General features: G+C 71.8%; 27 protein-coding genes. 20 read left to right on the top strand and 7 right to left on the bottom strand.

Features of this window, described 5'->3' with window-relative positions; genetic code table 11:
- Nucleotides 1-4 precede the first annotated feature (4 nt).
- Nucleotides 5-1,543, top strand: a complete 1,539-nt coding sequence (locus ABT238_RS05445; protein ID WP_350572022.1) for a S8 family serine peptidase — start codon at nt 5-7, stop codon at nt 1,541-1,543.
- 210 nt (nt 1,544-1,753) lie between these two features.
- Nucleotides 1,754-2,089, top strand: coding sequence for a hypothetical protein (locus ABT238_RS05440; RefSeq protein ID WP_350755602.1), 336 nt, complete (start codon nt 1,754-1,756; stop codon nt 2,087-2,089).
- A 3-nt stretch (nt 2,090-2,092) separates the two neighbouring features.
- Here the strand turns inward: ABT238_RS05440 and ABT238_RS05435 are convergent, their stop codons facing one another.
- From ABT238_RS05435 to ABT238_RS38755, 3 genes are all read right to left on the bottom strand, one after another.
- Complete coding sequence (locus ABT238_RS05435; protein WP_350572021.1) at nt 2,093-2,410, bottom strand: hypothetical protein; 318 nt, start codon at nt 2,408-2,410, stop codon at nt 2,093-2,095.
- Nucleotides 2,411-2,514: 104 nt separating this feature from the next.
- Entirely contained in the window at nt 2,515-2,847 is a 333-nt protein-coding gene (locus ABT238_RS05430) for a cupin domain-containing protein (RefSeq protein ID WP_350572020.1), read from the bottom strand.
- Between the two features lie 63 nt (nt 2,848-2,910).
- Nucleotides 2,911-3,300: a hypothetical protein gene (locus ABT238_RS38755; protein ID WP_502891399.1), complete on the bottom strand. Its 390-nt coding sequence runs from the start codon at nt 3,298-3,300 to the stop codon at nt 2,911-2,913.
- Between ABT238_RS38755 and ABT238_RS38750 the strand changes: the two genes are divergently transcribed.
- The 6 genes from ABT238_RS38750 to ABT238_RS05400 all read left to right on the top strand — a co-directional run bounded on the left by ABT238_RS38750 (nt 3,287) and on the right by ABT238_RS05400 (nt 7,937).
- Nucleotides 3,287-3,664, top strand: coding sequence for a hypothetical protein (locus tag ABT238_RS38750; protein WP_502891398.1), 378 nt, complete (start codon nt 3,287-3,289; stop codon nt 3,662-3,664). The two genes, ABT238_RS38755 and ABT238_RS38750, sit on opposite strands and share 14 nt — an antisense overlap.
- 194 nt (nt 3,665-3,858) lie before the next feature.
- Nucleotides 3,859-4,506 (top strand): GNAT family N-acetyltransferase, encoded by a 648-nt coding sequence (locus tag ABT238_RS05420; protein WP_350755600.1) that lies wholly within the window; start codon nt 3,859-3,861, stop codon nt 4,504-4,506.
- Between the two features lie 291 nt (nt 4,507-4,797).
- Complete coding sequence (locus ABT238_RS05415; protein WP_502891397.1) at nt 4,798-5,022, top strand: e9imm peptide; 225 nt, start codon at nt 4,798-4,800, stop codon at nt 5,020-5,022.
- Nucleotides 5,023-5,115: 93 nt separating this feature from the next.
- On the top strand, nt 5,116-5,640 hold the full coding sequence (locus tag ABT238_RS05410) for a hypothetical protein (protein ID WP_350572015.1): 525 nt from the start codon (nt 5,116-5,118) through the stop codon (nt 5,638-5,640).
- Between the two features lie 149 nt (nt 5,641-5,789).
- Nucleotides 5,790-6,323 (top strand): GNAT family N-acetyltransferase, encoded by a 534-nt coding sequence (locus ABT238_RS05405; RefSeq protein WP_350755599.1) that lies wholly within the window; start codon nt 5,790-5,792, stop codon nt 6,321-6,323.
- A gap of 282 nt (nt 6,324-6,605) precedes the next feature.
- Nucleotides 6,606-7,937, top strand: a complete 1,332-nt coding sequence (locus ABT238_RS05400) for a hypothetical protein (protein ID WP_350755598.1) — start codon at nt 6,606-6,608, stop codon at nt 7,935-7,937.
- A 94-nt stretch (nt 7,938-8,031) separates the two neighbouring features.
- Here ABT238_RS05400 and ABT238_RS05395 read toward each other — a convergent pair whose 3' ends face one another.
- Entirely contained in the window at nt 8,032-8,487 is a 456-nt protein-coding gene (locus ABT238_RS05395; protein WP_350572012.1) for a DUF8189 domain-containing protein, read from the bottom strand.
- Nucleotides 8,488-9,408: 921 nt separating this feature from the next.
- Here ABT238_RS05395 and ABT238_RS05390 point away from each other — a divergent pair.
- Together ABT238_RS05390 and ABT238_RS05385 are read left to right on the top strand one after the other, a co-directional pair.
- Nucleotides 9,409-9,936 carry a hypothetical protein gene (locus ABT238_RS05390; protein WP_350755597.1) on the top strand — a complete coding sequence of 176 codons (528 nt, stop codon included), beginning with the start codon at nt 9,409-9,411 and terminating at the stop codon, nt 9,934-9,936.
- Between the two features lie 657 nt (nt 9,937-10,593).
- On the top strand, nt 10,594-11,133 hold the full coding sequence (locus tag ABT238_RS05385) for a DUF6817 domain-containing protein (RefSeq protein WP_350755596.1): 540 nt from the start codon (nt 10,594-10,596) through the stop codon (nt 11,131-11,133).
- Nucleotides 11,134-11,242: 109 nt separating this feature from the next.
- Here the strand turns inward: ABT238_RS05385 and ABT238_RS05380 are convergent, their stop codons facing one another.
- Nucleotides 11,243-11,449, bottom strand: coding sequence for a DUF397 domain-containing protein (locus ABT238_RS05380; protein ID WP_350755595.1), 207 nt, complete (start codon nt 11,447-11,449; stop codon nt 11,243-11,245).
- Nucleotides 11,446-12,276, bottom strand: coding sequence for a helix-turn-helix domain-containing protein (locus ABT238_RS05375; RefSeq protein WP_350572004.1), 831 nt, complete (start codon nt 12,274-12,276; stop codon nt 11,446-11,448). Before ABT238_RS05375 ends, ABT238_RS05380 begins: the two co-directional genes overlap by 4 nt.
- A 165-nt stretch (nt 12,277-12,441) precedes the next feature.
- On the opposite strand from ABT238_RS05375, the gene ABT238_RS05370 reads away from it, so the two are divergent.
- The 8 genes from ABT238_RS05370 (at nt 12,442) to ABT238_RS05335 (ending at nt 20,306) form a co-directional block, all read left to right on the top strand.
- Complete coding sequence (locus tag ABT238_RS05370) at nt 12,442-12,657, top strand: hypothetical protein (protein ID WP_350755594.1); 216 nt, start codon at nt 12,442-12,444, stop codon at nt 12,655-12,657.
- Entirely contained in the window at nt 12,654-12,860 is a 207-nt protein-coding gene (locus tag ABT238_RS05365; protein WP_350755593.1) for a hypothetical protein, read from the top strand. Before ABT238_RS05370 ends, ABT238_RS05365 begins: the two co-directional genes overlap by 4 nt.
- A gap of 22 nt (nt 12,861-12,882) precedes the next feature.
- On the top strand, nt 12,883-13,371 hold the full coding sequence (locus ABT238_RS05360) for an NUDIX domain-containing protein (protein WP_350755592.1): 489 nt from the start codon (nt 12,883-12,885) through the stop codon (nt 13,369-13,371).
- A gap of 171 nt (nt 13,372-13,542) precedes the next feature.
- Nucleotides 13,543-14,778, top strand: coding sequence for a methyltransferase, FxLD system (fxlM, locus tag ABT238_RS05355; protein ID WP_350755591.1), 1,236 nt, complete (start codon nt 13,543-13,545; stop codon nt 14,776-14,778).
- A gap of 51 nt (nt 14,779-14,829) precedes the next feature.
- The gene (locus tag ABT238_RS05350) at nt 14,830-15,009 is read left to right on the top strand and encodes an FxLD family lanthipeptide (protein ID WP_350755590.1); all 180 of its coding nucleotides are present in this window, start codon (nt 14,830-14,832) and stop codon (nt 15,007-15,009) included.
- A gap of 112 nt (nt 15,010-15,121) precedes the next feature.
- Entirely contained in the window at nt 15,122-18,160 is a 3,039-nt protein-coding gene (locus ABT238_RS05345; protein ID WP_350755589.1) for a lantibiotic dehydratase, read from the top strand.
- Nucleotides 18,157-19,329 carry a lanthionine synthetase C family protein gene (locus tag ABT238_RS05340; protein WP_350755588.1) on the top strand — a complete coding sequence of 391 codons (1,173 nt, stop codon included), beginning with the start codon at nt 18,157-18,159 and terminating at the stop codon, nt 19,327-19,329. Before ABT238_RS05345 ends, ABT238_RS05340 begins: the two co-directional genes overlap by 4 nt.
- The gene (locus tag ABT238_RS05335) at nt 19,311-20,306 is read left to right on the top strand and encodes a thiopeptide-type bacteriocin biosynthesis protein (protein WP_350755587.1); all 996 of its coding nucleotides are present in this window, start codon (nt 19,311-19,313) and stop codon (nt 20,304-20,306) included. Before ABT238_RS05340 ends, ABT238_RS05335 begins: the two co-directional genes overlap by 19 nt.
- Nucleotides 20,307-20,434: 128 nt before the next feature.
- Here the strand turns inward: ABT238_RS05335 and ABT238_RS05330 are convergent, their stop codons facing one another.
- Nucleotides 20,435-20,770 carry a winged helix-turn-helix transcriptional regulator gene (locus ABT238_RS05330; protein ID WP_350755586.1) on the bottom strand — a complete coding sequence of 112 codons (336 nt, stop codon included), beginning with the start codon at nt 20,768-20,770 and terminating at the stop codon, nt 20,435-20,437.
- A 64-nt stretch (nt 20,771-20,834) separates the two neighbouring features.
- On the opposite strand from ABT238_RS05330, the gene ABT238_RS05325 reads away from it, so the two are divergent.
- Nucleotides 20,835-21,677: an NmrA family NAD(P)-binding protein gene (locus ABT238_RS05325; protein WP_350755585.1), complete on the top strand. Its 843-nt coding sequence runs from the start codon at nt 20,835-20,837 to the stop codon at nt 21,675-21,677.
- A 191-nt stretch (nt 21,678-21,868) separates the two neighbouring features.
- Nucleotides 21,869-22,381 (top strand): DinB family protein, encoded by a 513-nt coding sequence (locus ABT238_RS05320; protein ID WP_350571998.1) that lies wholly within the window; start codon nt 21,869-21,871, stop codon nt 22,379-22,381.
- Nucleotides 22,382-22,442: the final 61 nt, after the last annotated feature.

Raw genomic sequence — 22,442 nt, 5'->3', positions numbered from 1 at the left:
CCAGATGGCAAGACGACGTTCCTTACTCCCGCTCGGCCTGGCCGTACCGATCGTGCTGTCACTGGCCGCCTCGCTCGGATCCCTCCCCACGCCGGCCTCGGCGACGCCACGAGCACAGTCGGCCGCGCAGGCCGGGGACGCCCAATCCCTGTCGTACGTCGTCAACACCGAGACCGACGGCCGCACGACCGCCGCGGTGCGGCGGGCCGTCACCGCGGCCGGCGGCACCGTCGTCGCCACGTACGACGGGATCGGCGTCATCGTCGCCCACTCGGCGAACCCCGACTTCGGCAAGCGACTGCGCGCGGTGCGCGGAGTGCGGTCGGCGGGCGCCACGCGGACCGCTCCGCTGGGCACAGCGGCGACGGCCGACGAGGGCCCGGTGCGGTACCTCTCCGAGGCGGAGGTCGCGGCCGCGGCCGCGACGAGCGGGAAGGTGTCCGGCGACGGCACCGAACCCCTCGAAGCGGAGCAGTGGGACCTGCGGGCGATCGGCGCGGACAAGGCGGCGAAGATCAACCCGGGCAGCGGGAACGTCACGGTCGCCGTGATAGACACCGGCGTCGACGACACCCACCCGGACCTGACCGCGAACTTCTCCCCGTCGCAGTCCGCGAACTGCGTCAGCGGCAAGGCCGACACCGCCTACGGCTCCTGGCGGCCGGTGACCGCGGACCACTTCCACGGCACGCACGTGGCGGGCACGATAGCCGCGGCCCGCAACGGCACCGGCGTCGCGGGCGTGGCGCCCGGCGTGAAGGTCGCCGGCATCACCGTCTCCCAGCCCACCCCGCGCCAGCTGATCTACGCCGAGAGCGTCGTCTGCGCCTTCGTGTTCGCCGCCGACCACGGTGTGCAGATCACCAACAACAGCTACTACGTGGACCCGTGGCAGTACAACTGCCTGGACGACCCCGACCAGAAGGCCATCGTCGACGCGGTCAACCGCGCCCAGCTCTACGCGCAGCGCAAGGGCACCCTCAACCTCGCCGGGGCCGGCAACTCCAACCACGACCTGGCCGCCAGGGCCTTCACCAGCGGTGGCGGCCCCAACGACTCCACCCCCGGGAACCGGACGATCGACCCACGCAGGTGCCCGCAGTTGCCCGCGCAGTTGCCGGGCGTCGTCACGGTCGGCGCGACCGGCCCAGCGAGCGCGAAGTCGTACTACTCCAGCTACGGCCTCGGCGTGATCGACGTCGCGGCGCCAGGCGGCGACCGGTACGTGGCCTCGGACACGCCGTCCGGGGAAGGCGGCATCCTGTCGACGCTGCCGAACAACCAGTACGGCTACCACCAGGGCACGTCCATGGCCGTGCCCCACGTCGCCGGGGTGGCGGCGTTGCTGAAGTCGGCCCATCCGCAGGCGACACCGGCCCAGTTGCAGGCTCTGCTCAAGGCCCATGCGGACAACCCGGGTTGCCCTGCCGACCCGTACGACGGGGACGGCGACGGCGTCGTGGACGCCACCTGTGCGGGCGGCAGGCGCCACAACGGCTTCTACGGCTTCGGCATCGTCGACGCACTGCGCGCGGTCGAGTAGCCGGCGCCGCCACCAGCCCGCTCCTCCTGCCCGCGCGACACGCCCCCGTCCGAATTGGTCAGGGGCGTGTCGCGCAGGAGCGGGGCGAGGGCGAGCACGGTCGAACCCAGTGCGGGAGGTCGACGGAGCCGCGCGTTCCACACCACCGGACCGCTACGCCGCCACGCACGGCAGGGTCGGCGCGAAACCGTGCGTCGGGAGGGATGTGCCGTGGAATCGGTCGAGAGAGCGCTTCGGAACCCCGCCGAGAGGCGGACCCTGTCCCTGGAGCGGATCGCGGCCGTCACCTGGGACCGGGAGCCCGGCGAGGTCGCCACGCACGGCGTGCTCATCGGCACCCGGCTGTGGCCGATGCGGCACCTCATCGGCGCCGCCCTCGGCGTCGGCGCCGAGCGGGTCGGCAACGTGGCCGGCCTCAAGGCTCTCGACCGGCTCGGCCTGCGGACGTTCAGCCTCGTCCCCTACGAACCCGGTCCGGTCCGAGCGCGCCGTTCGGCAGGCCGACATCTCGCGCCGCGCCGCCGTCAGGAGTTGAGCTCCCCGTAGGGCCTACTGGGTCGCGTCGCAGGTCTGGCAGCGGCTCACCGCGGTGCGCTTGGTGTTGCCCTCGGTGGCCTGGAGCGGGCTGGAGTCGGAGAGCCGGCGCCACGTCCCCGGCGAGGGGGCGAGCACCCAGCCGTAGACGGGCGGTCGGACGTCGGCCGGGACGATGTGGCCGCAGCCGGGCAGATGGGCGATCCGACTGGCGTGGATGATGATCGCGGACGCCGGCCAGCCCTCCCACTCCGCGCCGGGCGCGCCCCTCCCGGGCCGCGTGCGCGGGGCGCACTCGGCGCAGTTGCTCAGCTCGTGGCGGCAGTAGTCCATCGGCCCTCGTCCCGTTCGGCCCTTGTCCCGTTCGGCTCGCGGCCGAGTCTACGGCCCGTCAGCCCGCGCCGGGCCGAGGCCGCCGAGGCGGGCGTCCGCCGCCGTCAGGAGTCCTGCGGCACGCCGCTGTAGGCCGGGGCGAAGAAGACGAGGACCACGAGGTCCTGCGTGACGTCGTGGAAGCGGTGCTCCTCCCGGGCGGGCACGAAGAGGGCGGTACCGGGGCCGACCTCGACCGTGGAGCCGCCGGCGGTGAAGGAGCCCCGCCCCTGGGTCACGACGTAGATCTCGTCCTCGTTGTGCGGCGACTGCCCGTCCACGGCGCCCGCCGGAACGGAGTAGGTGCCGAAGCTCAGTGCGGGAACCGTCAGGTGCTCCGCGTAGTCGGCGGAACCGTCGTTGCCGGGCCTGAAGTGCCCGCTGTCGATGATCTGCATGGCGGACGATCCTGCCACGCCGGGCCGGGCCCGGGTCACGGTTCCGGTGGCACGGGGCGCCGCTCAGAGGTGGGCGCTGATCTCGCCCCCGGCGGAGAGCACCATGTAGACGCCGTTGGCGACGCCTCCGGCGTCGTGCTGGTCGGCCTCCAGCGTGCCGTGCACGGCGCCGTCGGGGCCGAGGATCTGTGCGCGGTAGTGGAGTTCACCGACCTCGGTGACCTTGGCCGTCCAGCCGCCCGCGAGCTTGAACGTCCCCGGTCCCTGGTGACCGCCGCCCATCCAGGAGTGGACCTGGCCGTCCAGCGAGAGCACGACGAACATGCCGTTGGCGTTCAGCCCGGCGTCGGTGTCCTTCGTCCCGAAGGTGGCGAGGACCGTGCCCTTGTTGACGATCCTGGCGGTGTAGTTCTGCGGCCCGCTCTGCTGGACCTCGGCCGTGCTGCCGTCCACCAGGGGGAAGCCGTGGACCGAGGGCTTCGGCTTGGCGGGTGTGGCCGACGGGGCCGACGGCGTGGCCGGCGTGGTGGGCCTGGGCGAGGCGGGCGGGGTCGGCGTCTGCGTCTGCGTCTGCGTCGCCGGGGCAGTGGGCCTGGTCGGCGCGGCCGGCGTGGCCGGCGTGGTCGGCGCCGTGGTGACCGCCGTCACGGGCCCGGTGCCCTCGGCGGTGGCGGGCGCGGCGGCCGTGGAGCTGCAGGCCGTCGCAGCGGGGACGATCAGCGCGGCGGCCAGGACGGTGCCGGCCAGCGTACGGACGGCGGTCGCACGGCGGGTCGTCGAGCGGGACATGCGGTACTCCTGGGCGCAGTACGGGTGAGGGCGCGCACGGCGGCCCGTCCCCCCGTGTGCGGGGACTTCGGGGGCCGCGTGGCGGCGTGCACGATCGAAACTAGTGCGAAAAGTCGACGGAACCGCGCGTTCCATGTCACCGGGCCGCAACCGAACGCGGCGGCGGGCGGCCCGGCGATATCCGGTGGTCGCACCGGGAGGAGACCGGAAGAATCCTTCGGCATGAGCCTGCTGACGCACTGGCCGCTCACCGGACTGCGGCTGACCACCCCCCGTCTCGAACTGCGGCTGCCCGGCCCGGAGGAACTCGCCGCGCTGGCCTCGCTCGCCGCCGAGGGCGTGCACGACCCGGCCGTGCAGCCGTTCACGGTCGCCTGGACGGACGTGGCGCCCGAGCCGCGGGCGCGGAGCGTCCTGCAGTACCACTGGCGCTGCTGGGGCGAGTGGCAGCCGGAGAACTGGGAGCTCAACCTCGTCGTGCTGCAGGACGGCGTCGTCGTGGGCACCCAGGGCATCGGCGCCCGGGACTTCGCGGTCCGTCGTGAGGTCCACACCGGCTCCTGGCTCGGCCGGACGCACCACGGCCGGGGCCTGGGCACCGAGATGCGCGCCGCGGTGCTCGACCTGGCCTTCGCCGGGCTCGACGCGCGGCACGCCACCTCCGGCGCCTATGCGGACAACACCGCGTCGCTGGGGGTGTCGGGCAAGCTGGGGTACCGCGAGGACGGCGTCGAGCACCACGTCGTCCGCGGGCGGGCCGCCGTCCTGCGCCGGCTCCGGCTCACCTCCGACCAGTGGCGGGAACACCGGCGGGTCCCCGTGACGATCGAGGGACTGCGGGAGTGCCTGCCCTGGTTCGGCCTGGGGTGACCCCCCGGACCGGCGGAGGCCCTCAAGAACGGGACGTCCGGGGTCACCGGACGGCTCGTCGACGGCCTGCTGCACGAGTTCCCGCCTGACGTTCGTTCCTGCCTTCTCGGTCTGCGGCCGCGGGCCTCGTGGGCGCCGCTCACCCCGGAGTCGGTACCGGCGGTGGGATCTCGACATCCCGGGCGCGGCGAATCGCGTCGGGCCCGGCGAACGGCTCCGGGCCCGGCAGCGCCGGCGCGTCGGTGCAGGTGGGAGGATCGTGCCCAGGCGTCAAGCTCAGGAAGGGTGGCCGTGACGGCGCTGGACCGTGCGAGCGCGATCGCGCTGGTGCAGGGAATCATGGACGGCCGGTACACCGACGAGGCCGGGACGGACGCGGTGCTGGAGGCACTCGACCGAGGCCTCGCCTGCCCGCGCGGCCACGTCGCCGGGCTGATCTTCTGGCCCGGGGCACCGGACCCCACGGCGGCCGAGGTGGTCGACCAGGCGCTCGGCTACCGCCCCTTCGCCCTGTAGCAAGGGGCCGCTTCCCGCCTCGCTCGGCGGGCTTTCGTCGTAGGCCAACAGGATATGGTCCGCTCATCACACCCCTGCGTTCCGAGGAAGACCATGCGCACCCGTACCACCGGCCTCGCCGTCACGGCGGCCGCCCTGCTTGCCGCCGGGCTGACCGCCTGCTCCAGCACGGCGGCGAGCACCGACGCGAAGAGCACCGCCGCGTCGACCACCGCGGCGGCGGCGCAGCCGACCTCGGCGCCGCCCGCCCCGGCCGCCCCGGAGGCCGCGCCGAGCACCCAGGCACCGGCGCCCGCCGGCACCACCCCGGCCGCGCCCGCGCCCGCGTCGGCCGCGCCCGGCGGACTGCCCCCGAAGCCGGATGCGGCCACGACGGCGAAGTACATCGCGGCCCTGACCGCCATCGACCCGGAGATCGTCGGGGACAAGCCGGACCGGGCGGTCAGCCGCGGCCGGGACCAGTGCAGCTCGGTCGCCCAGCACTCCAAGGACGAGGCGAAGCTCGTGGAGCTGACGGCCCAGCGCTTCACCTCGCCGCAGCACCCCCAGGGCTTCGGCCCGGAGAAGAGCGCCAAGATCCTCGCGGCGGTGCGCACGCACATCTGCCCGACGTTCTGAGCCCGGGCAGCACGAAGTGCCCCCGCAGGCCCGCGTCGTAGCCGGCGACGCGGGCCCGGATCCGGCGCGGCCGCCGGCGAGGACACCCACGGCTCCAACGTGCCGGGGGCGGATGGCGGAGAGCCCGGGTGCGACCCCAGAATGGTCGGATGGTCATCCTTCAGACTCCCCGTTTGATCCTGCGGCGCTGGCGCGAGGAGGACGTCGCTCCCATGGCCGCCGTCAACGCCGATCCCGAGGTCATGCGGTGGATCCGGGACGGCAGCGTCCGTGACGAGCAGCAGACCCGCGACGGGATCCGGGCGTGGGAGAGCGAGTGGGAGTCCCAGGGCTTCGGCCTGTTCGCCGTGGAGATCCGGTCCACCGGCGAACTGGCCGGGTTCACCGGCCTCTCGGTGCCGCACTTCCTGCCGGAGGTGCTGCCGGCGGTCGAGGTCGGCTGGCGGCTGGGGCGTTCGCACTGGGGGCGGGGCCTGGCCACCGAGGCGGCCGCGGCCGCCGTCCGGTTCGCGTTCGAGGAGCGCGGGCTGGAGCGGATCGTCAGCATCGCTCAGATCGGCAACGACGCCTCCGAACGGATCATGGTCAAGCTGGGGATGCGCCCGGTCCGGGAGACCGTGAATCCCACCTGCGGCCGACGGGTTCGGGTGTTCGAGCTGTCGTCGGACCAGTACGTCGCCTGACCGGGATTCCCGGACGGGGAACACGAACTGAGCTCGCGTCAGGCGGGTCCCGAACTCGCCTCTCCCGCACCACCGGCACCGGGCGCGCCCCCGGTGCCGTCGCACTGTCACAGGACCGTCCCCGCTCGGTGAACGGGACCCGATCGCCGTTCCCAACCACCCTTCGCAGCGGCACTCTTGGGCTGGCGTCCGGACGTCACGACCCGTCCGGACGAAGGCGGAACGCCGGCCCCGGGCCCGTGGGACGGGGCCGCCGTCCAGGCGCGAGCGTAGGGGGGACGGGTGAGAGCGCTCACGGTCATCGGCGCCGCCACGGTGCCGGAGGAATCCCGACCCGCGTGGATGGGGGCGGTGATCCGGGGCGGGCAGCACGTCGCCGACGCGCTCGGCATCCCCGCCCATCTGACCACCATGGACCCGGACGCCGCCTTCGGCGCGATCGCCATACCGGTCCTGCTGGCGCTCATCCTCCTGGGCGTCCAGGCCGGGCCCATCGCCCGCGCCGTCGCCTCCCGGGACTTCTGGGACGACACCGGCCGCCTGCTCGGCGTGGCGCAGTTGCTGCTGCTCCTGCTGGCCTACGCGTTCGGGACGGGCGGGCAGTCCCGCTCGTTCGGCGCCGCCGTCGGGGACATCCTCTCCGGACAGCTGCCGGACCTGCTGCCGATGGCCGTCGCGACCCAGTGGCTACTGCTCTCCGCGCTCTGGCTGGTGGTGGGCGCGTCCGCCGGAGTCGGCCGCTCGGATCTGACCGCCCCGTTCGACGCCGTCCGCGGCATGGCCCTGCTCGCGGTCTTCGTCGTGGCGTTCACCGCCGCCTGGATGGCGCCGCCCAGCGGCGAGGGACCCGCCGGCCGGCTGCCGGCGGTGGGCGCGGTCGGCGCCGTCCTCCTCGTGTTCGGCTACCTCGGCGCCGTCAGCCGCGGACACGAGCAGCGGCCGCATGCCGTGCGCCGGCGCCGCGAGGCACTGGAGCACAGCTTCCGCAGGCGCGGCGAGGGACCGCGGAACGACGGGGAGAACCGGCCCGAGGACGCGCTGATCGCCGCGCTGCTCACCCGGGGGCGGGACCGGACCGTGCCACCGGCGGGCAGCATCTGGCGACCCGCTCCGGCCCTGGTCCTGCGGATGTGCCTGCTCTGGGCCGTGCTGTTCGGTGTGCCCGCCGCAGCCGTCACCTGGATCTTCAGCACCGGGCGCTTTCCCCCGCCCGACCTCCCGGGCGTCCTGCGCGTCGAACTGGCCGTCCTGTCCGTCATGGTGCTGCTGATGGTGTTCTCGTTCCGGCGCAAGCTCGACGGCCGGGTCCGGGTGTCCCCGGCGGTACCCCGGCTGATCGATCTCAGCCTGCTGCTCTCGGTCGGCTGGCTGGGCCTGTCCGGTGCCTTGAGCTCCCCGGTGACCCTCGGTCCGCTGCCGGCCTGGGTGGTGGCGCTGGGGCCGCCCCTGGTGATCGCCTCGCTGGTGCTCCTCCTCGGCGTCCTCCCGCACCGGCGGGAGACTCCGCGGCTGGCCCTCGCCCTGACCGTGGCCGTGGTCGCGGGACCACTCGTGCTGCCCCTGCGGGCGGCTGTCCACCACCTGCTGGGCGGGATCGTGCACGTGCTCGGGTAGAGCCTGCGGAGAGAAGAAGAGACACCCACCGGGACGGTTCCGGAGAACGCCGGAACCGTCCCGGGGTTCGGGCCTGCTGCCCGGAGGCCCGAGGTCAGCAGAGGTGCCAGGGGCCCCAGCCGTCGTTCATGGTGCGGCACCAGAACTGGTAGTCGCCGCTCCAGGCGCCGACGCTGGACGGATTGGGCCAGGCCACTCCGTACTTCAGATCGAGCCCGCTGCCGCCCAGGCTCACCCAGGAGGCCCAGGATCCCCCGGCCGTGGTCTGCGCCGAGGTCCAGACGGCGTGGTCGGTGCCCAGTCCGGTGACTTCCTTGCGGCCGTCCGCCCAGGTCACGATCGTGGTCTGGCTCCCGCACAGGAGCACGCGGGAGGGCGCCCCGTAGGAGAACGTCGCGGTACAGCCGCTGACGCCGTCGTAGTAGCCCGGAGCGGCGCCCACCTCGATGTCGACGTAGTTGTTGGCCGTGGCGTGCGCAGGCGCGGCAAGGCCGAACAGCCCGCCGACGACAGCGAAGAGGAGCGCGATCAGACGTACCTTCGTCTTCAAGGTCCCACCTGTCCCATTCATCCCGGGGAATCTCCGCCGGGAAGCTGGGAGTGTGTCAGAGATCCTTCACCGCCCCGTACCCCCAGGGAGGTAATCTCCCCAGGGACTTTCCGACCCCTCGGATCACGGACGGCAGCAGCGGCGCCGACCGCCGAAGGCCCCCGGCACTCCTCTTCCGCCGAGCCGCGGATTCCCGCTCTCGGTGGAGGCGGGAAATCCAGTTCCCGAGCCGCCGTCGGAGAATTCCGCCAAACCGGGAGATTTCCGGTGATTCGGCCCATGGACGACAGGGCACCCGAGAGGCCGAATTCCCGCAGCTGGTACGACAAGCGCCCAGATGTGATCGAAATACGAGTCCTTCGAACGCAGCACGAGATCCGGAGACAGCACGATGATCCACTCCCGCTTGGCCAAAGCGCTCACAGCGGTCCTCTGCTTCACCGTCCTGGTGGTACTCAGCCTCTACTCGGTCGGCATGCTGTCCACTGATTCCCTCGTGGGAACTTCGGTTCGGGCCGGCGCCGGAGGGATCCTCGCCGCGGCCACCCTGGGCCTCGTCCACTACCTGGCATCCCTCGTCCGCACGGGAGGGGACGGCAGCGAGGAACCCTGAGGCTCCGAGCACACGGCCCGCAACCTGACCCCGCGCGGTCTGACACCTGTCCGGAGTCCCGGGCGCCACTGAGGAAGCAGTCCATGGGGAAGCCGGATCGGCGGAACCTCGGATCCGAGCACATGCCGGTGAGTCGGCCGGGCGGAGCACCTACTCCACCCGGCCGATCCGCAGCATGATCCGAGGAAGCAGTTCGGGTGGATGGAGTTCGCCTTCTGAAGGCCGGGGATCCGGCGGCCGGGTGGAGGCATCCGTGAGTGGACGCCTCCACCCGGCATCAGTATCGGAAGCGAGCATGGGGAGCAGGAGTGGAACTGAAGGTCCTGGCACCCGGGCGACACTGGATGGCTCGGACGAAGGAACGAAGGAAGCTGGCGGAGATCACCTCTCCGCTCGGAATGATCGATGTCATTCGGGGGCCGATGAGCGCATCAGCCCACCCTCGGGAGTTCTTGGAGAGGTGGGAGTTCGTTTTGGACGGAGCTGATTTGCTGCTGGTGGACGACATGCGAGTGCCTGGCTACGGGGCACGCAAGCGGGTGGCTGCTGAATCGACCGTCCTCCTCCAAGGCGTTCCGGGTCACCTCTCCGGCGCTCGCACGCTACGGCCGTCCAAGCGCTTTGTGGCGTTGACCTGGGGTGGCAACCGGATCACGGCCAAGGTGGGGCGGCCGCGCTACTCCATCAGGGACGCCACGGGGGCCGAATGTGCGGCTTTTATCGGGAAATCGTGGACATTCCATCGCGCTGATCCGGCCGTCGTCGCCTTCGCGGCATTCTTCGTATCGGCCAGTATCGAGCCGATGCTCATGTCCCCATTGCTGGAGTTGGCATGACCTTCGACGTCCCCGGCGTCGACGAAGACCTCGTCGACGCCGCCCGGGAACCCGATCGGGGCCGATCACCCCTCTGCCGGCGTGCGCCGTTGTCCCTGCCAACCGGGCGGGAGAGTTCGACGTTGTCCGACGTAGGATCACTGCAGGCAGGACCACAACCCCGACCGGCCCGCCGCATCGTGATCGCCAGCACTCTCGCCGCCGCGCCCAGGACGACCGGGTCGCCGCCGGCCTGGGCGGCGGCAAGGGCGCGGTCGACCGTGGCCCACGCGACATCAGCGTGCGACCTCACCGCGAGTTCGGTGGCCAGCACCCAGGCCCGCGCGACCTGGCCGCGCTGAAGCGCCGCCAGCACGGAGGGCCGGCATTCAGGCAGAAGCATCAGTCGGCACTGAGCGGGCTCTCAGCTCAGTGCCGACTGATGGTCTCTCAGCACCATGCCTCAAACAGCGCACCCCGACCGGCAATCCGGTCGGGGTCCGCACAGTTGATCTCGGGTCCCGCCACCTGGTTCCGCTCCTTCGAGCCGGAGCATGCTTCGAACGCGGCCTGTTGGTCGAGCGCGGCGAGGCGACCGCAGCGTGATCGGCATCTTTCTGTTCTACGATCATCGGCGCTTCGGATCAGACAACGATCGTTCGAACGGGTGGTGTTGAGATGACCGCAGAGGCACTGGCGATCTTGAAGGCGGTGGGAGCCGAGGGGATCGAACACCCCGGCGGAACACTGCTGGCGCACCTGCGGCGAGTCAGCGCCCTTCTCGCCTCGTGGGGTGCTCGCCCGGCGCTGGTGTCGGCCGGGCTCTGTCACGCGTTCTACGGGACCGACGGGTTCCCGGTCGCGCTGTTGGATGTCGAGCGCCGGGCCGAACTGGTCGAGGCGATCGGCGCCGAGGCCGAAGCACTCGTCCACTTCTACGCCTCCTGCGACCGCAAGTCCTCCTACCAGGGGCTGACTGATGACCGGGGCACGTTCGTCGACCGGTTCACCGGCGCACCGCTGGATCCAGGCCTCGAAGCGCGTCGAGACTTCGCCGAAATCACCGCCGCCAACGAGTTGGACATCGCCGCGGTCAGCCCGGAGGCCCGCCTCCGCCACGGCGCGGACCTGCTCGACCTGTTCACCCGATGGCAGCCCCTGCTGTCCGAGTCGGCCTGGGCTCACTGCCGCAGTGTGCTGGACCAGGCCGACCACTGACTGCACAGGAGTGGCGGCGTTGGACTTCATGCCCAACGCGGCAGAGCGGCGCCTCAAACAGCGGACCCCGACCGGGAATCCCGGTCGGGGTCCGCACGATGAGCTTGCGTCAAACGGTGCCGAACTCGCCCGCCTGCACACCGGCGACGAAAGAGCGCCAGGCGGAGGCCGGGAAGACGAGGGCCGGGCCCTCGGGGTTCTTCGAGTCACGGACGGGAACAGCGCCCGGGAAGCTCGCGGAGACCTCCACGCACTGACCGCCGTTCGTGGAGTACGACGACTTAACCCAGGATGCGCCAGACAGGTCGAGGTTCATGGGGCTAGCTCCTTTCGAGCCTTGTGGATCAGCGCCAGGGAGGCCGCCTTGGGCAATGCCTCCACCACCAACTGATCGTACTGCCTCTCCCACGCCTTGACCGATTCACGGACCCGCTCAAGGTAGCCACGAGCATGCGATTCGGCATAGCCGACGACCGATCCATCCGGCAGGTCAAGCAAGGTCACCGGCAGCGCGAATGGCAGGTGCTCACCCAGGGAGAACGGGGCCACCTGGACCGTGATGTTCGGACGGGAAGCGAGCTCGGCAATGCGATCGAACTGCTTCACCATCACGGGCCGCCCCCCGATCGACCGGACCAGGCATGTCTCGTCCATCACCATGTGGATCAGCGGCGGGCTCTTCCTGTCAAACAGGCGCTGCCGGGCCAACACGAACTCGACGCGCTGCTCAGCCTCGGACTGGGTGATCGCCCCTCGCTGGACCGCCGCATACGCCAGCGCCTCGGCGTACTCCGGCACCTGGAACAACCCGGTGACGATCATCATCGAGAACTCGCGGAGACGACGGCACTTCGCCTCGCCGTCGGCGAACTCCGGGAAGCCCTCCAGCAGGCTGGCCTTCGCGTGCCTGCGCCAGAGTTCGTAGAACGTGCCTCCGGTTTCGAATACCTGGTCGGCTTTAACAGCGAAGTTCCTTGTTGGAGGACGCTTCGCTCGTTCGACGTACGAGACCAGGGTGTTGGAGTACCCCATGCGCTTCGCCAGGCCGACCTGCGACCACCCTCGCGCCCGTCGCAGCCTGGCAAGTTCCAGACCGAAGCGAACGGCAGGAGATGACACCGCGTCAACAACGAGCTCGTCCATGAACGCTGGCACCTTTCACGCGCCCAATTGGTCAACGTTCAGACCCTGGCCATCGTAAACCGGAACGGGTCACTATGGCTACACCCCGTGAGATATCCGGGACCCTGCGCAACCAATGGAGCCAACATGCCCAGCCGCCCCCGCATTCCTGCCTATTCCCCCACCGTGGGGGAGGTCGTTCTCGACCTCGGGCACCGTGACTTCTCCGGCCGGCCCGTCGAGGCCGTCTACATGGACACCCTCGCCGGGCTCGCCTACCTCCGGCCCGAGGGCGGCGGCTGCGAGTGGACCACCGAACCCGACCACATCCAGGCCCTCACCGAACCCCGCTTCACCACCGTCCAGCACCCCAGCCGGCCCCGCACCGCCGACGTGGCGTGAACCGCCCCCTCAAACTGGCGGCCGCCCTCCTCGGCGTCCCCACCCTCAGCGCCCTCGCCGCCACCCTCGTCTGCTGGCCCATCCGCAACGGACCACCAGGCCCCCAACTCCTCATCTTCGGGCTCATCCTGGCCGCCGGCGTCTGCGCCGGCCTGCCCGCCTGCTTCACCTGGCTCTCCTCCGACGACCCGGACGAGAACTGACCCCACCCCTCAGGAGCACCACATGCCACACACCCTCCCCGCCCTCCTCACCCACCCGCCCCGCCGCCGCCTCGGCCAGCAGACCCTCATCCTCAACCGCGACGGCGCCGTCCTCCTCGTCGCCACCACCTACAAGACCGGCCTCATCCTCCCCGGCGGCAGCGCCGAGGCCAACGAACTCCCCCACCTCGCCGCCCGCCGCCACACCGAGACCGAAACCGGCCTCGCCCTCCCCCTGCGCCACATCCTCGCCACCGACTACGTCGACGCCCGAAACCTCCCCGAGGGCATCAACTTCGTCTACTGGGGCGGTCGTTTGACCAGTTCCCAGGAGGACATCGTCGCCCGCCACCAGCCCCCCGCCACCATCACCGCCCTCCACTGGCTCCACCCCCACCAGCTCCCCGACGCCATGGCCCCCGACCAGCACCGCCGCACCACCCACGCCCTCACCGCCCTCACCCGCGGCATCCACCTCCCCTTCCTCCTCCGCGGCACCCCCGCCGAATAAGCAGAGGCGGGTGCTCCGGGGCCCGGAACCGTTCGGTTCCGGTCCCCGGAGGGACGGCCTGCGGATCAGGTCGAGCAGGGAACCATGAGCGGAGCCCGTAGGCTTGCGCGCACCAACTCGGCTATACAGCACGCGAGTTGAAGTGATCATCGCACGAGAGAGAAGCCCGCAATGACGAACACCGCGGAGGCGGCCATCAACCCCGAGACCTCCCCCGAACGCCTGCGCGAGCAGATGATCACCGAGTTGGAGCAATCCGGGGACCTCACTTCGCCCCTGGTGAAGGCGGCACTGCGCAAGGTGCCCCGCCACGAGTTCACCCCGGAAGCGCCGCTGGAGAAGGCCTACGCCGCCTTCGACGCGGTGGTGACGAAGGTCAGCGACCACGGCGTGGCGATGAGTTCGGTCTCCGCTCCGCAGATCCAGGCCTTCATGCTGGAGCAGGCCGCCATCGGCCCCGGCATGAACGTGCTGGAGATCGGCTCGGGCGGCTACAACGCCGCGCTCATCGCGGAACTGGTCGGCGACGACGGCCAGGTCACCACGATGGACATCGACCCGGACGTCACCGAGCGGGCCGGGCGGCTCCTCAACCAGCATGGCTACGGCGCCGCCCGGGTGGTGACCGGGGACGCCGCGGTGGGCGTCCCGGAGCGTGCTCCGTTCGACGCCATCGTGGTGACGGCCGGAGCGTGGGACATCGCCCCGGCCTGGCTCGACCAGCTCGCCGAAGGCGGCCGACTCGTGGTACCCCTGCGCGTACGCGGCCTGACTCGCTCGATCGCCTTCGTCCGCCACGGTGACCGGCTGGAGAGCGAATCGGTCCGGGTGTGCGGCTTCGTGCCCATGCAGGGCACGGACGAGCACCACACCCAGGTCCTGCTGGTGACCGGCACCGAGGAGATCGCCCTCAAGTTCGACGACGAGGTCATGGGCGACCCCGGTGACCTGAACAACGCCGTGAGGACGCCCAGGTCCGAGACGTGGACCGGGGTGACGATGGGGATGCGGGAGCCCTTCGACTCCCTGCAGATGTGGCTCGCCACGCAGCTGGACGGGTTCTGCATCATGACCGTCCGCGAGGACCTGGACACCGGCCTCGTCGCCCCGGCGAACAAGTGGTTCTCCATGGCCGCCGTCGATCGCGGCTCCTTCGGTTACGTCACCTGGCGGCGCATCGACGCGGGAAGCCGGCTGGAGTTCGGCGTCCACGCGCTGGGGCCGCAGGCCACCGAGCTGGCCGAGACGATCGCCGGCCACATCCGGGAGTGGGACCGGGCGCAACGCGCCGGTACCGGCCCCGTCTTCGCAGTCCACCCGGTCGGCACTCCCGACGACCAGCTGACCCGCGAGCGGGTCGTCAACAAGCGCAACAGCCGGATCACGATCTCCTGGCCCGCGCCGTAATCGCAGGCCAGGCGTCCTGTACCACCCCAACCATCAAGGAGAGTGACCACCATGACGGCTCTGCTGGCCGGGTGCACGGCCGTCGAGGACGACCTGTTCGACCTCGACATCAAGGTCATCGTCGCCGCGCACCCGAGCGGGAAGCTGATGTGCGCCACCAACGACGGCTGCGGCAGCACCTGCGCGACGGGTTCCAGCGCGTGCGGCTCGTCCATCCAGGACCCCTCCTGACCGGCGGCTGAGGCGCGGTGCGGGTGGGTCGAAGGCATGCTTCGGCCCACCCGCACCACCGGAAGGGCCATCATCCGCACCGGCAGGGGGAAACGTGAACGAGGCGACACCGGTGTACCGATTCAGCGGCGCGGCCATGCTCCGCGCCAGCACCTTCCCGGACGGCCTGGAGCTACCGGCCGGCCCCGACCCGGGTGGCGAGGATGCCACCGCACAGGCCCGGAAGTGGCTGGCCGAGGTGTGGAACCACCCGCTGATCCGCGAGACCGTGCTGCTGGCCAGTCCTGTGCTCGGACCGGAGATCCAGCGCGCGATCGGGGGCGCGGGCAGCCCTCGGCGCGTGCGCCGCCTGGTGCTGTCGCTCACCGCCTACCTGACGCGCTGGCAGCGGCGGGCAACGCCGTTCGGCGGCTTCGCGGGTGTGACCGGCGTGGAGGTCGGAGGCACGGCCGCCACCGCGTGGGGCGCCCGGCACGATCGGATACTGCGCGCGGACGGGGCCTGGCTCGCGGGTGTCATCGCCCGCCTTGAGAACGTACCCCAACTGCTGGAGCGGTTGCCGTTGCTGGCCAACACCACCGTAACGGTGCGTGGGGACCGCGTCGTGCTACCCGGTGTCCCGGCGGGCGGCGACACTCCGGAGATGCCGCCTGTCGAGGTGTCCGCACGCGCTACCGCCCCGGTCCTGTTCGCGTTGGAGCTCGCCGCCGAGCCGGTGCCCTACTGCGCGGTTCGGGAGGCGCTGGCCGAACGCTACCCGACGGTGCACCGGGCGCGGTTGGACGGCCTGCTGACCGGCCTGGTGGAGCAGCAGTTCCTGGTGACGGCCCTGTGGCCGCCGATGACCGTGCCGGACGCGCTCGGACATGTGTGCGCCGTCCTGAACGACGCCCGTGCCGGTGACCTTCCGGAAACCGCCGACCTGACTGCCGACCTGGAACACATCAGGGCCGCGCTCGGGCGCCCCGACACCGAGGCCACGACGGTGATGCAGCAGATGCGGGCGGTGCACCACGGTGACACCGTCCCCGTGATGGCCGACGTCCGGCTGGACGCCCAGGTGCGGCTTCCCAACTCGGTGGTCCGCGAGGCCGAGGCCGCCGCTGCCACCCTGGTCGCGGTCTCCGCGCACCCCTACGGTTCCGCACGGTGGCGTGACTACTTCGCCCGGTTCCGGGCCCGGTACGGCGTCGGCGCACTCGTCCAGGTGTTGGAGCTGGTCGCCGACAGCGGACTCGGCTGGCCGGCCGACTTCCTCGGCTCGGCCCGGCGGACCGCTCCGCGTCCGGCCACCGGCCGCGACACGGCGCTGCTGACGCTGATCCAACAGGCACTGGTGGACGGCAGCGACGAGATCGTGCTGACGGACACCGTGATCGGCGACCTCGCCGACTGGCAGGACGATCCCGTGTGGGCGGACCGCATCGAGGTGTGCTTCGAGGTCCACGCTCCAGCCCTCGAAGACCTGGCCCGGGGCCGGTTCGAACTCGCCGTCACCGGCGCGCCCCGCCCCGCCAGCAGCATGGCCGGGCGCTTCACCCACCTGCTCGACGACCACGAGCGCCGGCAGTGGGCGGACAGCTTCCGGACGGGCACCGACACCACCGCGGTCCAGTTGTCCTTCGCACCGCGGCGACGCCGCGACGACATGCTCGTCCGCTGCCCCCAGCTGCTGCCGGACATCATCCCCCTCGGCGACTATCACGGAAGCGGCCCCGGTGTGATCGCCGTGGCGGACCTCGGCGTCACGATCGACACCCACCGCTTCCACCTGGTCGATCTGGCCTCCGGCCAGCCAGTCGAGCCGCGCGTCCTGCACGCCCTGGAGGCCGGCAGGCACACTCCTCCGCTCGCGCGGTTCCTCGCCGAACTGACCTCGGCCCGCTGCCCGGTCTACACCGCCTTCGACTTCGGCGCCGCCGCGAACCTGCCCTACCTGCCCGGCGTCCGCTACCGGCGCACACTCCTCGCCCAACCCCGTTGGCTCCTACCGGCATCAGCACTGCCCGGCCGGACAGCCGTGGCCCCGGAGTGGGACGAGGCCCTGGACACCTGGCGGGCACGCTGGCGGATGCCCGACCATGTCGCGATCGCCGAAGGCGAACAGCGCCTTCCGCTCGACCTGACCCGCCCCGTCGACCGGCAGCTCCTTCGCTCACGCCTCGCCCGCTCCACCGGACCCGTGGAGTTGCGGCGCGTCCCCGCCCCGAACGCGTGCGGCTGGCTCGGCCGCCCCCACGAAGTCCTCCTCGCGCTCCACCACCAGCCCACCACGCCACCGGCAGGCGGCCGAACCGCAGGAAGCCGACCACTCGCCGCCCCCGCCCCCACCCTGCCGCCGCAGGACATCAAGGTGCTCCACGCACAGTTGCTCGGCCATCCGGACCGCTGGGACGAGATCCTGACTCAGCACCTGCCCGCCCTCCTCGAAGGCCTCGCGTCCGAAACCGTGTGGTTCCAACGGTTCAAGGACACCGCGCGCCCCGACGCCGACCAGCGCCTCGACCTGTTCTGGCGAGCACCGTACGAGCACGGCGACGAAGTACTGCACGGGATCGAAGCGTGGGCGGTTCGGCTGCGCGGCCGTCGTCTCCTCGCTCAGCTGTCCCTGACCGGCTACCAGCCCCAGGCCGGCCGGTACGGAGACGGTCCCGCTCTGGAAGCCGCCCATGCCGTGTTCGCCGCAGACAGTGCCGCCGCCATCGCCCAGATCCGCACGGCTCAAGCCTCCGGTGTCCCCGCGCAGGCACTCGCCGCGGCCAGCATGGTCGATCTCACCGCCGCGCTCGCGCCCGACCCGGCCCACGCCCCGCGTCTGCTGTGCGCGGTGCTGCCCCAGCGCACCGGACCCGCCGACCCGGAGCTGCGGAGGACCACCGGACCACTGGCCGGCTGGAACGGGCCGTCACCGGCCCTGTGCGAACTGCCCGGTGGTGACGTGATCGCCGACACCTGGCGGCGGCGCGCCGCCGCCCTGGCCGCCTACGGGGCCCAGCTCGACCAGCAGGGCCGCGCCCCGGTGACGGTGCTGCGGTCCCTGCTGCACGGGCACCACCTACGTGCGGTTGCCGCCGACCCCTCCCGTGAGCGCGTCACCGAGCGGCTGGCGCGGTCCTGCGCGCTGTCCGAGGCCGCCCGGAGGCCGTCATGACAACACCCCGTTCCGCTGCCGAGGACGAACAGGCATGGGCGGCGCAGAGCCTCGACAGCGGGGCGGCCGGGACGGCGCTGCTGCACGTCGAACGCGCCCGCACCGGCGGCGGTGACTGGCGGGCGGCACACGCCTGGATCTCCCGAGCGACCGCCCATGAGCTGAACGGCAGCCCGAGCGCGGGGCTCTTCCTCGGTGTCCCGGCAGTCGCGTTCGTCCTGCACGCCGCCGCCGACCCGCCCGAGCGCTACCAGGCAGCCCGCACCGCGCTGGACAAACACGTACGGAACATCGCCCACCAGCGAGCCTGTGACGGCCTCGCGCGCATCACCTCCGGCCGTCCCACACGCTTCAACGAGTACGACCTGCTGTACGGGCTCACCGGGATCGGCGCGCTCCTGCTGCGCACCCAACCCGGCAGCACGGCCCTCGAACACATCCTGACCTACCTGGTCGCGCTGACCCGTCCACTGGAGCACCACGAGCAGCGGATTCCGGGCTGGTGGGTCGGCCACGGCCCACGTTTGCGCGGCGGCACGCACGACGGCCCGCCACACCTCAACCTCGGAGCGGCCCACGGCGTCACCGGACCGCTGTTGCTGCTCGCCCAGGCCGCCCGCCAAGGGCTGACCGTTGTCGGCCACCTCGACGCCATCCGCACCGTCCACGCCTGGCTCCGATCGTGGCGGCAACACGGCCCGGCAGGGGTCTGGTGGCCCGAGACCATCACCGCGACGGAGATCACCGCCGGGCGTCCCATCCAGTCGCACCCCGGCCGCCCGAGCTGGTGCTACGGCACCCCTGGTATCGCTCGCGCCGGACAGCTCGCCGCGCTCGCACTCGGCGAGGAGCAGCAGCAACACGTCTGGGAACAGGCCCTAGCCGACTGCGCGGCCGACCCCGCCCAGCTCCGTCAGGTCACCGACCCCGGCCTGTGCCACGGCTGGGCAGGGCTCTACCAGACCCTCTGGCGCGCCGCCCAGGACGCCACCACCAGTGACCTGCACCGGGCCCTCCCTGCCCTGGGAGAGCGGCTGCGCCGGCACTCCGCCGACAACCATGGCGATGGCTTCCTGAACGGCCGCGCCGGAACCGCACTCGCCGAGGCCACCCACGCCACGAACCAACCACCCGCCACCGGATGGGACGCATGCCTGCTGATCGACTGACCGCCACCCACGCAGACCCCGTCACGCTGCGGCCCGACCCCGGCCGCGTCGAAGCCGCGGTCCTGCACGTCCTCGCCGGAACACCTGTCACCGACGCGGCTGCCCTCACCGGACTCGATCCGCACCAGTTGACCGCCGCTGTCGAGGTCTACCGGCAGGCCGGCCGGGATGCCCTCCACCAGCAGACCGTCGCTACCTGCTGGCAGGCGTACATCCAGTTCACCGACTGGCCCACCGCCGAGACTGTCGCCGCCCGGCAGCTCGCACCCGCTCTCCATGCCGCTGAAGCCACGGGTGCGACCTGGTGGTTCATCCGCAAGCACCCCTGTTGGCGGCTCCGCCTCCACCACGACCCCCGCCGGGGCGACGGCCCCGCCGCCGTGGCCGACGTCCTGGACGCCCTCGCCGCCGACGGAGCGGTCCGCTGGTGGACGGGCCGGTACGAGCCGGAGACCCTCGCGTTCGGCGGCGAGGACGCGATGATCGTCGCGGGCGGCCTGTTCCACGCCGACAGCCACGCCATCCTCCAGCACTCCGAGAGCGAGCCATGGCCGCTCGGCCGCCGCGAACTGTCCGTGCTGCTGTGCACCACGATGTTCCACGCCGCCGGGCTGGAGTGGTACGAAATGGGCGATGTCTGGCAGCGCGTCGGCCAGGAACGCCCCCTGCCGGACCGGGTTTCGCTCGACCGACTACCCCGGCTGACGAACCAGATCAGGCAGTTGCTCCTCGCTGACACCGAACCGGCCGGTGCCTTGTTCCACGACGGAGGCCCTGCCGCGTTCGCCGCCCACTGGGCGGGCGCTTTCCGCAAGGCCGGGACAGCCCTCGGTGCCGCCGCACGGGCAGGCACGCTCGAACGCGGCCTGCGGCGCGTCCTCGCCTACCACGTGATCTTCCACTGGAACCGGCTCGGCATCCCGCACACGGCGCAGGGGGTACTGGCCCGCGCCGCCAGAGATGCCGTCTTCACTTGAGAGCCGCGGCCGTCGCACCCGGCCATCCTTCCTTCTGTGCGGCATCCCGCCGCACAGCCGAACCGAGGCACGCCCGGGGCCCGGAACCAGCTGGTTCCGGGCCCCGGGAACGCCTGAGGACCAGTGGATCAGCCGGTGGCGTCGGCCGCGGGGTCCGGCACCGCCGTGGCCCAGGTGCCCATGGCTTCGAGGACGTCGCGCAGCCCTTCGCCGAGCGGGGTGAGCGCGTACTCGACGCGAGGGGGGATCTCCGCGTAGGTCGTGCGGGTGACGATGCCGTGTCGCTCGAACTGGCGCAGCCGGCTGGTCAGGGTGTGCGGGCTGATCCCGGGCAGGGCCTCGCGCAGCTGGTTGAAGCGGTGGGGGCCGTGCAGCAGTTCCCGCACGATCAGGGTGGCCCACGGACCGTTGAGCAGGACGAGGAAGCGGGCGACACCGCACTCGGGCAGACGGGATTCGGTCACGTTGTCGACCGTAACCCATTAGTGCAGTTGATGTAACTGGTGCACTGCATGCACTAATGGCGCCATGACCTACGTGATTCACGGCGCCACCGGCGCCCAGGGTGCCCCCGTCGTCGCCGCTCTCGCCGCCGCGGGCAAGTCCGTGACCGCTCCGACCCGCCACGCCGACGCCGTCGTGGACGGCGCGCGCGTGGTGGTGGCCGGATACGACTCCGTCGCGGAGCTGACCCGCGCCTACCGCGGCGCCGAGGGCGTGTTCGTCCACCTGCCGATGGCTTCCGAAGAGGACCGCCGGACGTATGCGCGCAACATCCTCGCCGCCCTGCGCGAGGCCCGCCCGGCCCGCGTGGTGTTCTCCACCAGCGGTGCCCCGACCGACCCGGGCACCGGTGGCGCGGCCTCGGAGCTGGTCCGCGGCCTGGCGGACAGCGGGGTGTCGCACGCGGTGATCGAGCCCACGCTGTACCTGGAGAACCTGCTCCTGCCGTTCGTCATCGGCACGGTGCACGAGCGGGGCGCGCTGCCCTACCCGATCCGCGCCGACTTCCCCGTCTCCTGGGCGTCGCACCTGGACATCGCCGACGCCGTCGTCGCCCTGTTCGACCGCCCGGACGTCACCGGCGGCGTCTCCATAGGCCAGTACCCGGCGCCCACCGGACCGGACCTCGCCGCGGCGTTCGGCACCCATTTCGGCAAGGACGTGGTCTTCGAGCCGATCACCCCCGAGCAGTTCCGCGCCTCGGTCGCCCCCTTCATCGGCGAAGGCCCCGCCGCCGGCGTCGCCGCCGTCTACGAGGCGCTGAGCGCGCTCGCCGACCTCTCGATCACGCCCGAGAACTCCGCCCGGAAGCTGCTCGGTCTCACCACCCGTACCACCGGTCAGTGGCTGACGGACATCGGCCTCTGACCGGCCGACCCCGGCACGCTCGAACGGCCCCGCGCCGTACGGACGGCGCGGGGCACGTGTTCGCCCGGTGGGGGCCTGGCGGCGCTCGGGGTGCAGCCGGCGCGGGAGGACACCAGTGCCGCATCAGGAAACGTTCGCCCCGTCGTCGGCCCTGCCTGCCGATGGCTTCGACCGCTGGCGATAATCGACCAATGAGCACCGTCGAACGCCTTATGCCACCGCTGAACGCCGACGAGCGCACCACGCTGGAGAGCTGGCTCGGCTTCCACCGCACCACTCTGGCCATGAAGTGCGAGGGCCTGGACGACGAGCAGGCGGCCGTCGCGTCCGTGCCGCCGTCCGGCTTCACGTTGACCGGCCTCGTACAGCACATGGCAGAGGTGGAACGGAACTGGTTCCGCCGAGTGTTCGCCGGAGAACAGGCCCCGCCCATCTTCGACCCGCAGGCCGACCCGTCCGCCCCCGACGGCGGCTTCGAACTGGCCGAGGGCGCCACCTTGGGCGACGCCCTCGCCATCTGGCAGACGGAGATCGCCCGCGCCCGCGAGCTCTGCGCCGACCGTGCGCTGACCGACACTGGTCGCTTCATGGAGCAGGACGTCAACCTCCGCTGGATCTACGTCCACATGATCGAGGAGTACGCCCGCCACAACGGCCACGCCGATCTGGTGCGGGAACGCATCGACGGCGCCACCGGCGTGTAGCGCGGACCGGGCAGCGTCGGGCCCTGCCGACGACCGGCGCGTACGCGCCGGTCGTCGGCAG

Origin of the sequence: Kitasatospora sp. NPDC001527, assembly GCF_040298605.1 — a bacterium.
Lineage (GTDB): Bacteria > Actinomycetota > Actinomycetes > Streptomycetales > Streptomycetaceae > Kitasatospora.
The sequence above is the reverse complement of the archived record's forward strand: the minus strand, read 5'-3'. Positions and strand labels throughout refer to the sequence as shown.

What these genes read in the sequence shown, in the direction of transcription:
- ABT238_RS05445 (WP_350572022.1), top strand. Translation starts at nt 5, where the DNA reads ATGGCAAGACGACGTTCCTTACTCCCGCTCGGCCTGGCCGTACCGATC.
- ABT238_RS05435 (WP_350572021.1), bottom strand. Translation starts at nt 2,410, where the DNA reads ATGGACTACTGCCGCCACGAGCTGAGCAACTGCGCCGAGTGCGCCCCG.
- ABT238_RS05430 (WP_350572020.1), bottom strand. Translation starts at nt 2,847, where the DNA reads ATGCAGATCATCGACAGCGGGCACTTCAGGCCCGGCAACGACGGTTCC.
- ABT238_RS05420 (WP_350755600.1), top strand. Translation starts at nt 3,859, where the DNA reads ATGAGCCTGCTGACGCACTGGCCGCTCACCGGACTGCGGCTGACCACC.
- ABT238_RS05410 (WP_350572015.1), top strand. Translation starts at nt 5,116, where the DNA reads ATGCGCACCCGTACCACCGGCCTCGCCGTCACGGCGGCCGCCCTGCTT.
- ABT238_RS05405 (WP_350755599.1), top strand. Translation starts at nt 5,790, where the DNA reads ATGGTCATCCTTCAGACTCCCCGTTTGATCCTGCGGCGCTGGCGCGAG.
- ABT238_RS05385 (WP_350755596.1), top strand. Translation starts at nt 10,594, where the DNA reads ATGACCGCAGAGGCACTGGCGATCTTGAAGGCGGTGGGAGCCGAGGGG.
- ABT238_RS05380 (WP_350755595.1), bottom strand. Translation starts at nt 11,449, where the DNA reads ATGAACCTCGACCTGTCTGGCGCATCCTGGGTTAAGTCGTCGTACTCC.
- ABT238_RS05375 (WP_350572004.1), bottom strand. Translation starts at nt 12,276, where the DNA reads ATGGACGAGCTCGTTGTTGACGCGGTGTCATCTCCTGCCGTTCGCTTC.
- ABT238_RS05360 (WP_350755592.1), top strand. Translation starts at nt 12,883, where the DNA reads ATGCCACACACCCTCCCCGCCCTCCTCACCCACCCGCCCCGCCGCCGC.
- fxlM (WP_350755591.1), top strand. Translation starts at nt 13,543, where the DNA reads ATGACGAACACCGCGGAGGCGGCCATCAACCCCGAGACCTCCCCCGAA.
- ABT238_RS05350 (WP_350755590.1), top strand. Translation starts at nt 14,830, where the DNA reads ATGACGGCTCTGCTGGCCGGGTGCACGGCCGTCGAGGACGACCTGTTC.
- ABT238_RS05340 (WP_350755588.1), top strand. Translation starts at nt 18,157, where the DNA reads ATGACAACACCCCGTTCCGCTGCCGAGGACGAACAGGCATGGGCGGCG.
- ABT238_RS05335 (WP_350755587.1), top strand. Translation starts at nt 19,311, where the DNA reads ATGCCTGCTGATCGACTGACCGCCACCCACGCAGACCCCGTCACGCTG.
- ABT238_RS05325 (WP_350755585.1), top strand. Translation starts at nt 20,835, where the DNA reads ATGACCTACGTGATTCACGGCGCCACCGGCGCCCAGGGTGCCCCCGTC.
- ABT238_RS05320 (WP_350571998.1), top strand. Translation starts at nt 21,869, where the DNA reads ATGAGCACCGTCGAACGCCTTATGCCACCGCTGAACGCCGACGAGCGC.